Origin of the sequence: Thalassobacillus sp. B23F22_16 (genome assembly GCF_043496955.1) — a bacterium.
Classification (GTDB): Bacteria; Bacillota; Bacilli; order Bacillales; family Halobacillaceae; genus Thalassobacillus; species Thalassobacillus devorans_A.
The window spans coordinates 62,553-75,638 of record NZ_JBIEKD010000016.1; the positions used below are offsets into that span (position 1 = coordinate 62,553).

Annotated in this window: 12 protein-coding genes; 5 read left to right on the forward strand and 7 right to left on the reverse strand. The window is 42.7% G+C overall.

The genetic code is table 11. The features are described 5' to 3' along the window. The 3 genes from ACGTNI_RS13415 to ACGTNI_RS13425 all read right to left on the reverse strand — a co-directional run bounded on the left by ACGTNI_RS13415 (position 1) and on the right by ACGTNI_RS13425 (position 5,230). Positions 1 to 1,986 carry an ABC transporter ATP-binding protein gene (locus ACGTNI_RS13415; protein ID WP_394463271.1) on the reverse strand — a complete coding sequence of 662 codons (1,986 nt, stop codon included), beginning with the start codon at positions 1,984 to 1,986 and terminating at the stop codon, positions 1 to 3. A gap of 44 nt (positions 1,987 to 2,030) precedes the next feature. Beyond that, the gene (locus ACGTNI_RS13420; RefSeq protein WP_394463216.1) at positions 2,031 to 3,779 is read right to left on the reverse strand and encodes an ABC transporter ATP-binding protein; all 1,749 of its coding nucleotides are present in this window, start codon (positions 3,777 to 3,779) and stop codon (positions 2,031 to 2,033) included. A gap of 431 nt (positions 3,780 to 4,210) precedes the next feature. Next, positions 4,211 to 5,230 (reverse strand): TIGR00341 family protein, encoded by a 1,020-nt coding sequence (locus ACGTNI_RS13425; protein WP_394463218.1) that lies wholly within the window; start codon positions 5,228 to 5,230, stop codon positions 4,211 to 4,213. Between the two features lie 120 nt (positions 5,231 to 5,350). On the opposite strand from ACGTNI_RS13425, the gene ACGTNI_RS13430 reads away from it, so the two are divergent. Further along, positions 5,351 to 5,911 carry a beta-class carbonic anhydrase gene (locus ACGTNI_RS13430; protein ID WP_394463220.1) on the forward strand — a complete coding sequence of 187 codons (561 nt, stop codon included), beginning with the start codon at positions 5,351 to 5,353 and terminating at the stop codon, positions 5,909 to 5,911. Between the two features lie 56 nt (positions 5,912 to 5,967). On the opposite strand, the gene ku is transcribed toward ACGTNI_RS13430, so the two are convergent. Further along, positions 5,968 to 6,840, reverse strand: coding sequence for a non-homologous end joining protein Ku (ku, locus tag ACGTNI_RS13435; protein WP_394463222.1), 873 nt, complete (start codon positions 6,838 to 6,840; stop codon positions 5,968 to 5,970). Between the two features lie 96 nt (positions 6,841 to 6,936). Between ku and ligD the strand changes: the two genes are divergently transcribed. From ligD to ACGTNI_RS13450, 3 genes are all read left to right on the forward strand, one after another. Continuing rightward, complete coding sequence (gene ligD, locus ACGTNI_RS13440) at positions 6,937 to 8,742, forward strand: DNA ligase D (RefSeq protein ID WP_394463226.1); 1,806 nt, start codon at positions 6,937 to 6,939, stop codon at positions 8,740 to 8,742. 184 nt (positions 8,743 to 8,926) lie between these two features. Then, positions 8,927 to 9,487, forward strand: coding sequence for a CotY/CotZ family spore coat protein (locus ACGTNI_RS13445; protein WP_394463228.1), 561 nt, complete (start codon positions 8,927 to 8,929; stop codon positions 9,485 to 9,487). Positions 9,488 to 9,667: 180 nt separating this feature from the next. Next, a complete protein-coding gene (locus tag ACGTNI_RS13450) occupies positions 9,668 to 10,339 on the forward strand; it encodes a hypothetical protein (protein ID WP_394463230.1) in 672 nt (223 codons plus the stop codon). 51 nt (positions 10,340 to 10,390) lie between these two features. Here the strand turns inward: ACGTNI_RS13450 and ACGTNI_RS13455 are convergent, their stop codons facing one another. Continuing rightward, on the reverse strand, positions 10,391 to 11,221 hold the full coding sequence (locus ACGTNI_RS13455; protein WP_394463232.1) for an aldo/keto reductase: 831 nt from the start codon (positions 11,219 to 11,221) through the stop codon (positions 10,391 to 10,393). Positions 11,222 to 11,358: 137 nt separating this feature from the next. Here ACGTNI_RS13455 and ACGTNI_RS13460 point away from each other — a divergent pair, with 137 nt between their 5' ends. After that, a complete protein-coding gene (locus tag ACGTNI_RS13460) occupies positions 11,359 to 11,625 on the forward strand; it encodes a DUF4190 domain-containing protein (protein WP_394463234.1) in 267 nt (88 codons plus the stop codon). A 9-nt stretch (positions 11,626 to 11,634) separates the two neighbouring features. Here the strand turns inward: ACGTNI_RS13460 and ACGTNI_RS13465 are convergent, their stop codons facing one another. Together ACGTNI_RS13465 and murG are read right to left on the reverse strand one after the other, a co-directional pair. Beyond that, positions 11,635 to 11,985 carry a hypothetical protein gene (locus tag ACGTNI_RS13465; RefSeq protein ID WP_394463236.1) on the reverse strand — a complete coding sequence of 117 codons (351 nt, stop codon included), beginning with the start codon at positions 11,983 to 11,985 and terminating at the stop codon, positions 11,635 to 11,637. A gap of 24 nt (positions 11,986 to 12,009) precedes the next feature. Continuing rightward, the gene (gene murG, locus ACGTNI_RS13470) at positions 12,010 to 13,080 is read right to left on the reverse strand and encodes an undecaprenyldiphospho-muramoylpentapeptide beta-N-acetylglucosaminyltransferase (RefSeq protein ID WP_394463238.1); all 1,071 of its coding nucleotides are present in this window, start codon (positions 13,078 to 13,080) and stop codon (positions 12,010 to 12,012) included. Positions 13,081 to 13,086 lie beyond the last annotated feature (6 nt).

The following is a 13,086-nucleotide window of genomic DNA, read 5'->3' on the forward strand; positions in this document are numbered from 1 at the left end:
TCACATCGCAGCTGCTTTCACTTTTCCCTGCTGCATTTGATACATTTGATAATACAGTCCTTCTTCAGCAAGTAATTGTTCATGTGTTCCCTTTTCCATCATTGTACCATGCTGAAGCACAAAAATTTGATCTGCCTGTTGAATCGTAGATAGCCGATGGGCGATGACAAGGGTGGTGCGCCCCTGCTTAAGGACCTGGAGTGCGTCCTGAATCAGTTTTTCCGTTTCCGTATCGATATTGGCAGTCGCTTCATCGAGGATAAGTATCGCCGGGTCAAAAGCAAGCGCCCTGGCAAAAGAAATAAGCTGGCGTTCCCCCATGGAAAACGAGCTCCCTTTCTCTTTAACAGGTTCATCATACTGATTTGGCAGCTTTTCAATAAATCTATCTGCCCCAACAGCCTTCAGAGCATGAATCGCCATTTCCCGGGAAATATCAGGATCATTCATCGTAACATTCGACAAAATAGTTCCTGTAAACAAAAATGGATCCTGCAATACTATTCCCATATGACTTCGTACCTGCTGGCGTGACCAACTTTTTGTATCCTGCCCGTCAATTGTAATAGTCCCTTTCTGCGGGTCATAAAAACGAAACAGCAAATTCATGATGGAACTTTTCCCCGAACCGGTATGGCCGACAAATGCTGCCGTTTGTCCTGCTGTTACTTCAAAGTCGATATCTTTTAAGATATATTCATCTTTTTCGTAAGCAAAAGACACATGATCAAAGCGGACGTGCCCTTTATAGCGGGGAACTTTGGTATCTTTGACATCCTCGCCTTCCTCTTCCATCATTTCAAATACCCGTCCGGCTGCTACCCGGGCCTGTTGCAGCTGGGGAAGCTGGTTGACAAGGTCGTTGACAGGCTGAAACAGCCGGGTTAAATAGTCGACAAAAGCGTAGAGTACGCCGACCGTGATTACTCCTTGTGCGCTGATGGACTGGGACCCATAATACCAGATGAATGCTACAAATGCCAGGTTCCTCAAAACATTAACCAGGTTATGGGAAGTTAATGCACTTAGACGAATGAGCTTCTTCTGATAGGTAAAATGCTTACTGTTCAAGGCCTCAAATTCTTCTGATGTCTGACGTTGTCTACGAAAAGCCTGGATAATCGACATGCCCTGGATTGCTTCATTGATGTTTCCGTTCATATCACTAACCGTAGAACGGACAACTTTGTTATATTTTCCACCATAATATTTATAAACACGCATCCATAACGCTATAATCGGCAACAGCAGCAGACACATAACCGCCAGCCGTACATCAAGCAAAAATAAAGCGATATAAATACCTGTCATATAAACAAAACTGGTCACAAATGTAGCCAAAACACGTACGTAAAGCTCGCGTATCGCTTCTGTATCATTCGTGACACGGGCAACAAACTTCCCTGCCGGCTGATTGATAAAGTAGCTGATCGGCAGCCGCTGGATATGGGCGAAGACATCTTCCCGCATCTGCTGTATGATTCGATTCGAAGTCCTTTGCAATAAAAATGTGTTCCAAAACTGAAATACTGCCGCAATTAATAGTAATCCAACATACAACCCTAACAGACGGTATATCGCCGGCCGCTCCGGCTGAAAGAAGCGATAAAGTTCTGTCAGGGAAAGCTTTTCTGCCTGTGCAGACACCTGTTCATCCGGGGACTGTATCGTCAGCGTATCGCCTTCGATTTCTCTTTTTCCTGTCGTAGGCACCGCCTGATCAACAAAATAATAGCTGCTCCCTACTTGAAGAATGGTGGCTGGGTTATCCGTAGTTTCACTTCCACTAAGACGGTCTTCCCGTTTGTATAAGGCTCCTTGATAATTAACCGTATAGTCATCCTCACTTTTCACTTGATGCCAGGTCGATTCAATGCCAACGACATGCTGATCAATCAGTCTTTTTGCGATAAATGGACCAGTAAGTTCCAGTGCTACTGCAAGAACAAGGCAAATTAATCCGATGCTGATGGGTTTACGAAACATCCATGCGTAGTGAAACAATTTCTTCTCTGTCTTCTGTCCTGCTCTCACGAGACCGCCCCCTTTTCATCCATTTGCTGAAGTTCATATTGGGACCGGTACCAGCCACGCGATTTCATCAATTGCTGGTGGCTGCCTTCTTCCACAATTTTGCCATCCTCCAGTACAATAATATGGTCAGCATGGGCAACTGCAGATAGACGATGGGCAGCAATCAATGTGGTCTTCCCTTTTCGTTCTTCTTGGAGATGTTGAATGATATTCGCTTCTGTCTTTCCATCAACCGCTGACATGGCATCATCCAGAATCAAAATCTCTGGCTCCATGACAAAAGCTCTTGCAATCGCTACTCGCTGTTTCTGACCTCCCGACAAGGTGACTCCGCTTTCACCGACCTTTGTATCCAAACCTTCACTCAAGTTTTTGATATCCTCGAGAAAATGAGCAAGCTCCATTACCCGGTAGATTTCGTCATCACTGGCATCCGCTTTGCCGAATTGTATGTTTTCCCTCACGGTTTTTGAAAACAATACTTGTTCCTGAGGTACATAACCAATCCACGCTCGTGTAGTTTCTAATGAAAAGTCTGAGATCGGCGTGTTAGAAATCGTCAAAGAACCGGTCATACCAGGATAGTCTCTTAACAACTGTCGAAACAGCGTGGTCTTCCCTGCTCCTGTTTTACCAACGACGCCAATTGTCTGCCCGGGTTCAATTTCCAGGTCAATCCCCTGCAGGCCTGTCAATGAGCTTTCAGGATACTGGAAGGAAACATCCTTAAATACAATTCTTCCTGGTCGCTTTTGTTGTATCGGCTGAGAAGGATCAATGACATCGGGTTTATGGTTCAGCGTTTCATTTACACGATCAAGCGATGCATTTCCCCGTTGCATGACATTGATCAGTTCTCCAACTGCAAACATCGGCCAAATCAGCATTCCGAGATAAACGTTGAATGAAACCAGTTCTCCAAGCGTCATCACGTTTTGAAAAACCAGGGACGAGCCGTACCCCAATCCAATCGTATAAGAGATTCCCACTAATATCGTTATTGTCGGTTCGAACATGGCATCAATTTTAGCGACCTCAACATTCTTCTCATAAACATCTTCCGTCATAGCCTTGAATCGAGTTTCATCCTGCTTTTCCTGCACAAAGGCACGTATGACCCTTACACCCTTCACGGATTCGAGGACTTCATCGTTCATGTTTCCAAAGGCTTTCTGTGCTTCCATAAACCGCTTGTGTATCGCTTTTCCATAGCGGTTCATCACCACAGCCATGATCGGTAATGGAATCAGCGCTGCCAGTGTCAGTTTCCAGCTGATCGTAAATCCCATAACTGCAATCAAGAGGAACATGAAAATCGTGGAATCAACGAGGGTAAGAATACCGAAACCAGCCGTCATATTCAACGCCCTTAGATCATTGGTAGCACGCGCCATCAAATCTCCAGTCCGGAACTTTTGGAAGAAACTTGGCGTCATCCTGAGAAAATGATTCATCAGTTTCGAGCGCATCGTCTGCTCCATCATGATTGCCCCGCCGAATAACGTATAGTCCCATAGGAAAGATATCGTATAACTTGCGACGATCAGGCCTCCATAAATCAACATAATTTCTGCTAACCGCTCCAAACTGAGACTGTTGAATTGAATTTCATCAATTGCCATTCCCACTAATTTTGGCGGGATAATATCAATCACACTCGCAATGACCAAAGCAATGATCGCAAATGTGTACCTTTTCCAATGTAATTTAAAAAACCACCCTAACTTACTGAACACACCAAACATGAACTTCTCCACATCCCTTCTGATTTAGTTGCTATCCGCCATCTTTCCATTCTTCTGTTACCTGCTTCTTCAAACGCTTACAAATTTCCATACTAATTCCTCCTAAAAAATTTTATAGTAAGCAATAGGCATTGCCTTACCAACGTAAAAAGGCATACGTCCGTGACGTATGCCAAATACATATAAAAAGGCCACGAAGCTATACGTGGCCCTTTTTCCGCAATAATTTAAACAGGGTGGTTGTGCATGATTATCTATTCAGGCATCAACCCGGCCACGTTTCTTATGAAATTGGTCTTGCACGTTTAAAACTAGACGCTTTTTCATTGTCGTGGCCTCCTTTTCTTAATAATTATTTATTATATAGTTTTCAAAATATTTAATCAACAGTTAAATGAAACTTTCGTGCTATATATTTCGACAAATGTCCCTCATACTCCCTGTCCGAACAAGATAGTCAATGCCAAAATGATTACCAATAACGATACAAATACAATCGATAATGGCCGGGATACGTTGGCCTTTTGCACCTCTTCCCACCGGATCGGGCGAATACCTGCAATCGAAAAAATCGAAACAGCAGCTAATAAAATAGAAGAAATATTAAGCATCAGGAGTAAAAAAGCCCCATATGCATTCCCCCATAATCCCTCACCGATGGAAATACCCAAGGCGACTGTGGGGGGAAGTAATGCTACCGCTACCATTACACCGACCAGGTTTCCGGATAGTCGGTTCAAAAAAGCCAGAGCCCCGGCTGCCCCAGAAGCAATCCCCAGGAATATATCTGATATGGATACCTCTGTTCGAGCCCAGTACTGGGCGGTTTTTAAATCGACATTGAAAAAATAACCAAGTGTCACTGAAATGAATATAACGATAAGGACCCCAAATATAGATGCCTGAAAGGCCTTCCATAGACGTTTATAATCACCGAGTATCGAAGCAAAAGCGATAGCAATGACAGGGCCGATCATGGGAGCGATTACCATTGCACCAATGACAACTGCTTCACTGTCTTTGATGAACCCAACGGTTGCTACAATGGCAGATAAAACGATCATCATCGTATAATTCATATTAATATTGCTGCTTTTTTCTACGTTACTGATCAATTCATGACGACTGGCCCGCAAAAGCAATGCTTCTTTGTCTTCTTCCTCGTTCTCTTTCTCTTCTTCCTTATCTTCAGCTTTATTGACGGTTTCTTTAGAAAAATATGCCCGAACCGGAAGAAGCATCGTTTCAAACCCATCTACTACGCCTGATACGCCTTCCAAGTAATCCAATACATCTTCTACATCTTTTGTCGTTACTAAAATACGTACCAGCTTCCGGTCTTCTGACTCGTTCGAAACCCAGATAGACTGTGCGTCGAAACTTTGCAGCTTTTCATATACTGATTCAAACCGCTTATTAGGAATATAAACCTCAACCAGTTGCATGTCCATCCGCATGTCTCCTTACACGTCGTGCCAATTGTTTCCTAAATCATACCCGAATTATCAAAATACCTGCAAATCGGAAGCTTTTTCGTTAGAATATTAGATAAGCTAATTAGGAGGGATTCGATGTTATTAGATGAAATACTGGATTATAACAGTAAATTCGTTGAAGAGGAAAAATACTTAGACTACAAGACGGACAAGTTTCCGAATAAAAAGCTTGCCATCTTAAGCTGTATGGATACCAGACTGGTGGAACTGCTTCCCCGCGCCTTGAATGTAAAAAATGGCGATGTCAAAATGGTCAAAAATGCTGGTGCCATTGTCACCGACCCATTTGACAGCGTCGTGCGAAGCTTATTTGTAGCTGCTTATGAACTGAAAGCTGATGAAATCATGGTAATCGGTCACCATGGCTGTGGCATGAAGAACTTCGATGGCGCTAGTACGATCTCCAAGATGAAAGATCAAGGTGTCAACGATGAAACTTTAACAACATTGGAATATGCCGGTGTCAACGTGAATGATTGGCTTCAGGGATTCGAAAGTGTGGAAACATCCGTTCAGAATAGTGTAGCTATTCTTCGCAATCATCCACTGCTTCCGAAAGATACACCAGTCCATGGACTCGTCATTGATCCGGAAACTGGCAAACTGGACCTGGTTACAAAAGGCTATCAGCAATAACAGGATTCATAAGGCTGTCCATTAGATGGACAGCCTTATTACATTTTTGAAACGGATCAGGCATTCTTTTTCGCTTTGCTCTTAGAGCCCGTACTCTTTTTTGTTGTAGTACTTTTCTTTGCAGTCGTTTTCTTTTTACCCGTTTTCCCCCCACTTTTATTTGCTTTATCAAGAGAAGCCTGGAGTGCATCCATCAGGTTGGTTACATTATCAGGCGCTTTTTTGTCCTTCGCTGTCGCCACTTGATCCCCACTTTTCTTCTCCTCAATCAGTTCCAGCAAAGCATTACGATAATCGTCCTGGTATTTTTCCGGATCAAACTCTGTTGTCAACTGATCAATCAGCATTTTCGCCGTATCTAATTCTTTTTTAACGGTCTCTCCTTGTTCAGGTACGTTAGGTACATCTGCCGTCTGACGAACTTCATCCGGATAATGAATCGTCTCCATTACCAGCGTATTCTGATAAACGCGGATAACGGCCAGCTGCTCCTTGGCACGGATCAATATTTTTGCAACACCGATTTTACCAGTATCCTGCAAGGCTTCTCTCAGAAGTACATAGGCCTTGGAACCGCCCTCGTTAGGAGAAAGAAAGTAACTTTTTTCAAAATAAATCGGATCAATTTCCTTGAGATCGACAAAATCCACGATTTCCACTGACTTGTCGGTGTTTTCCTTTTTTAATTCTTCCATTTCTTCGTCATCGAGCAATACAAATTTATTCTTTGCATACTCATACCCTTTGACGATCTCTTCCTGTTCCACTTCCCGCTCACAAACGGGACATACTTTTTCATACTTGATGGGAGATTGACATTCCTTATGGAGCTGACGCATCTTGACATCTTTATTTTCTGTGGCCGCATGTAATTTGACCGGGATATTTACCAGTCCAAAACTGATAGTCCCTTTCCACATCGTGTGCATTGCTTCACCTTCTTTTTCATTAGTTTGAACATCCCGGGAATAATTATGTTTAGCATTTCTTTCGATTGCCAAACTAACGCTAAAGGTGGTGTCGTCATGAAATATAAAACCATGCAGCCCGTACTTGATAATAGCTTACCAAACGGAAAAAATTGGTTATACGAAGTGAAATATGATGGGTTTCGCTGCCTCGTCCACTGGGATGAAGCTAAAGTGGAACTGATCAGCCGTAACGGCAAGTCACTGACAAAGCAATTCCCGGAAGTAAGTGCCTTTTTTACCGAGCAAACGAGGCAGATTAAAGAACACCTTCCCATTGTTCTTGATGGTGAATTAGTAATATTAAATACGTTATACCAATCCGACTTTTATACATTGCAGACGCGGGCCCGAATGAGCAACAAGGAACGGATTCATAAAGAAATGAGTAAACGTCCTGCCCATCTCCTTGCCTTCGACATTCTCGAATGGGAAGGTAATAAATTGACAGCTCCTTATACCGAAAGAAAAAAACAGCTGGAGCACTTATTCCGTTTATTAAATCTATCCCTTTCCATCGAACAAGCTGTTCCTTTCGGTTATGTGAAATCATTCACTCGAAAGCAGGACATCCAGCAGTGTATGGACGATCACCTTGGAGAAGGGATAGTTGCTAAACTTAGACCGGCTCTTTATGAAGCAGGGAAAAATGAAAAATGGAAAAAGATCAAGAATTGGCGGACAATCACCGGAATTGTCACTGGTTATCATCAGCAAAACGACTATTTTGATATAACTATCTTTGATAAAAATGAATCCTTATATCCAATCGGTAAATGCAAGCATGGCTTAGACCAAACTGAAAAGGAAACGTTGGTGCAGGCAGTAAAAGAAAGAGGAACAAAGAAACGGAATTATTATCAGGTACCGCCCGCTATTTGTATGGATATCCATTGTCTCGGTATCCATGGAGGGGAATTAAGAGAGCCTGTTTTTCACGGTTTTCGATTGGATGTCCAGCCAGAAGATTGTACGTTATCTCAATTGGACTGGCAATTGAGCATGCCCCCGAAGGATGTCGCATATACCAACTTAGACAAACCTTTGTTTCCGGAGATTTCTCTAACGAAAGGCGAGCTTATCGGTTACTTGCGACACATTTATCCTTATATGAAACCTTTTTTAAATGACAGAAAAATCACCGTCATCCGTTACCCGGACGGTATCAATAACGAAGCATTCTTTCAAAAAAATCTTCCCGACTATGCTCCCGACATTTTTGATAAACAGGAGGATGGTGCCCAATTGATATCGAAAGCCGCCCATATCGCATGGTTTGGAAACCAGGCGGCAATCGAATATCACATTCCTTTTCAAAAGTGGGATAGCGATTATCCTTCAGAAATTGTGTTTGACCTGGACCCTCCTGACGATAAATCGTTTCACCTTGCCGTCCAGGCTGCTAAACATCTGCATACCATTTTTCAGGAACTGGAGTTATATGACTTCGTTAAAACATCAGGAGGAAAGGGGCTCCAGGTCTATCTGCCACTACCGGACAAGTCTTTAAATTACGAGGAGACAAGCCGGTTTACAGAGGTAATCGCTGCTACCTTAGTCAATTACCAGCCAGACTTGTTCACCATCGAACGGTTGAAGAAAAACAGAAAGGGCAGGTTGTACATCGACCATGTCCAGCACGCCCCCGGGAAAACGATCATCGCCCCTTATTCACCCCGAGGAAATAGTGCAGCCAGTGTATCTACTCCTCTATTTTGGGAAGAGTTGGAGTCACTGAAGGACCCAAAACTATTCACGATACGTAATACGCTTGACCGACTGCGTGAAAAAGGCTGTCCATTCCGGACGATGAATGAAGTCAGAGAGCAACAGCCTTTGGAAAACATGAAGCGGCTAATATAACAGGACCTGACCCACTTTTCTCAAAAGAGACAAGTATAATCATGACATGCTTGTCCAGCTAGGCGTTTCTACCCCGGACACTCGTACATTTGCAACTCCAATAGAGACAAACTCCCATGCACTCCGGTAACCTCGGCATATTCTATTAGTACCTTCGGGTAATAGAAATAAAGGAGTGGAAAATATGAGTTGTAAATGTAAAAAAGACAACTGTGTGTGCCGTAAAGTAAGAAAAATTGCAGAGGCACAAGATGCAGTGGAAAACAACAATTGCTGCAGTAGTGGATCGTGTGAAAATGCAATCAAAGACTTGCTTTCACCAACAGGTAACGGCAATGGAAATGATACGATTCCGTTCATGCTTTTGTGCGGCTGTGAGAATACCTTCGCCGGACTTCTTCCGTACTTTGCGTGGGGTATCTACGAGTATCAAAATGAGTGTAGCGGTCCAATCCCTTCACCTTTCTTCCGTGTGAAGAAAGTGAAAGATGACTGCTGTGCAGTCTTGGAATTGCTCTACCCTAGTCTATGTGACGCATCCTCATTCCCGCTAAATCTAATCCAGTATGACGGATGGTATTCTACAGGTGCTTGCGTAGAGGTAGACTTGAGCTGCTTCACTGGCATCACTTGCTTCGAGCCAACCACGACCACACCAATCACAAACGCAGCCTTGGCTGCTGGACTTGAAGCTGTCAACGACATGCGTGCAGACAGTGCAAATTTCATGAATAAGAAAAAATAATCAGTTATTCCCCTTTCTGATTATATTATAAAACGACCTTATCCCTCCCAGGGTAAGGTCGTCTTTTTATTCCATCATTTGCAATGCCTGATCAACATCAGTGACAGGCAGCTTCCTCTTAGTATTATTAGAAATAGCCTATACATAAGATAATACAAAGGCTTTGAAGGTAGTGATTATATGGTCGAATGGATTCTAAGCTTCTGGGAAGCGAATCGAAATAACATTATCGTATCTTTTGTCAGCGGGTTATTGTTCTTTGTACTCGGACCGATAGGTTTATGGTTTTCGGGAAAAAAAATAAGAAAAGAGAGAATCCATAAAGCGATTGACACATTACTGGATATCGTTGAGGGCATGTTAGTCAGCGAAGAAGATATTTCGCGACATAAATTAATCATGATTTTCCGTTCGGTGGAAAGAGATATGAATGTAGACTTAGAATCTCACTACGACTTAGATAATCTATTAGGAGACCTGGTCTTACGGTTTGAACGAAGCAAACACCTGGATGCTGGTCAAAAAGACAGTTATTTTCATAAAATCATCAGTCTGGAACAAAAAGTGAACGGAAAAGAAGAACAGAAATATACCCACCAGGTGATACCAAAAGCCTTTACTAAATTGCTGAATGAATTAAGAGAAACTAATGATTTAAATAACCAAAAGCAGATTCACCTTCTGTTGGATGAGTTAGAGAAAAAATTAAGTAACAGAGATTCGTGGGCTGAACAGAATATCTCATTCCTTAAAAAACCAAAAGTGTTTTTTATGACTCTGCTGCTATACCTTGTGTTTCTAGTTCTTGTTTTTACGCTTATTTCTTATGTCGAAGGCAGCTTGCCTCTTTAAGTCAAAAAATAAAAGACATGGCCTTTAATGTGGCCATGCCTTTTGTGCATTTTAGTAATCGAATGTGTCAGGATGCGGGCCGTTGCGGCCTTCTTCTCCCAGATCAAGCTCGTCAATACGCTTGATTTCCTCTTCGGTCAATTCAAAATCAAAAATATCGGCATTTTCCTGCTGTCTTTCTTTCTTAACAGACTTAGGAATGGTCACAATGCCGCTTTGGTAATCCCAGCGCAAGATAATCTGGGCTGGCGTTTTACCATATTTCTCGGACAGTTCTTTCAAAACAGGCGCATCAAAATACTTGGCACGCGCAAGCGGAGACCAGGCTACAACTTGAATGTCATTTGCTTCACAGAATTCTCTTGTCTGCTGCTGATGCAACTCTGGGTGCAGTTCAATCTGATTCACCATAGGCGTTTCTTCTGCATCCTTCATCACCTCTTCCAGGTGATGTGGCAGGAAGTTGCTGACACCGATTGCTTTCACTTTTCCATCTTTATAAAGCTTCTCTAACGCCTTCCAGGTATCCACGAACTTTCCTGGAACCGGCCAATGAATCAGATAGAGATCAAGATATTCAAGCCCCAGCTTATTAAGGCTGCGATCGAATGCTTCTAATGTCTCCTCATACCCTTGTTCATCATTCCATACCTTTGTGGTAACAAATAATTCTTCCCGAGGCACGTCACTCTCTTTGATTGCCTGTCCGACACCTTCCTCATTTTTATAAAAGGAAGCGGTATCGATATGACGATAGCCAATTTCTAAAGCACTTTTAACGGAGTCGACCACTTCCTGGCCATCCTCCATTTTATATACGCCTATTCCTACCCAAGGCATTTCAACTCGATTACGTAATTTGGTCGTTTCCCTAAGACTCATACTCTATCTCCCCTTTACTTGTTTCTTACTACATAATTTGGTTCACTTTAGTTGTCTACCCTTTCACACATTCATGTGAAACCTTCTAATATCCATTCTTTGGCATTATACTGTTTATTAGAAGGGAGCGGTCATTTATGACAGAAAAAGCATTAACGAACAACAAAGCGATTACAGGCCTCGCATTAGGTATTCTTTCCATCATTATCCCTTTGCTGGGTTTGCTATGTGCTATTGCCGGTATTTTTTATTATCGAAGCAGCAGGCGGGAAATCAAGGTGCAAGGCGAAGCAGGGATTAACATTGCCATCGCCGGTTTCGTATGCAGCATATTAGGACTCATTATACAGTTCTTTTATATACTTGCGCTCCTTGCTTACTACTTAACGACCACCTTAACTTAAGGACAGGTACTATCGCTTTTTATCTGAACTTAGTTTAGGGAGGGGAAGCTCAATGAGTACAAAGGATAGAACCCGTAAAAAAACGGGATATAAAGCGACCAGGCCGATTAAATCACCAATCATGCCGAGCGTGTCTGTAAACAACATCCATACAGCCAGAACAACCATGATGATAAAGCTCAGATTACCCGCAGGACCATTGACGGGATTCCAGGCATTAATACTAACAGTTGTTTCCTGCTCTTGTTCCTTGAAGCATTTATAATGAAAAGGCTTGATTCGAAACCAATTCGAAGCAGTCACCAGCTCATCCCTATCCTTCACTTCTTTTTTACAGTAATGACAAATTACATGTTTCACGATAATCGACTCCTGATCCCGTTATTATCTTTCATAGCTTTGTATCAATTGTACTACTTTGTCTTTGACTTGCTGACTTTGATAGTTTTCCATATTTCGCAGGATTTCCTCTTTTGAACTAATCAGCTTATCGACTTCTGTTACCAGCCGATCTTCCGTCAAATCTTCTTCTTCCAGCTTCCTCGCATACCCCCGCTTGACGAATGAATCGGCATTTAAGATCTGATCACCACGGCTCGCCTGACGGGACAATGGAATCAATAGCATCGGCTTACGTAAGGCCAGGAATTCAAAGATAGCATTGGAACCTGCCCGGGAGACGATAAAGTCAGTCGCAGCAAAAAGATCCTTTAATTCATCCCTTACATATTCAAATTGGGCATAGCCCGGCTGCTTTACCGATTCTTCCACATTTCCTTTTCCGCAAATATGAATGATTTGCATTTTCGGCAGCAATTCATCCAGCTGGTTTCGGATCGAATCATTGATTTTCTTTGACCCCATACTTCCTCCCATGACCATCAGGACAGGCTTCGAAGCAGTGAAGCCGCACACCTCCAAACCTTTTTGTTTGTTTCCTGCAAATAATTCTTCTCTGATGACAGCTCCGATATATTCTTTCTTTCCTTCAGGTAGATACTCCATCGTTTCCGGGAAAGTCGCCAGGATTTTTTTGGCAAATCGTGATGCCAGTTTATTAGCAAGTCCAGGTGTATAATCCGATTCATGGATAATTGCCGGTATACGGTTCATCCATGACGCCGCTACTACTGGCACAGATACAAAGCCCCCTTTTGAGAAAATGACATTGGGTTTTCGTTTCCGGATGATATTCCACGCCTGCACGGTCCCTTTCATGACTTTGAAGGGATCTTTCAAATTTTCTTTCGACATATAGCGACGCAGTTTTCCGGTAGAAATAGCATGGTAGGAAACGCCATCGATATCTTCGATCAATTGGCGTTCTATCCCGTTATGGGAACCGATATAATCAATTTCATATCCTTGTTTTTTGAATTCCGGAATCAAAGCCAGGTTCACAATGACATGTCCCGCGGTGCCTCCACCAGTGAATAATATTCTTTTCTTCCGCATAAAAAA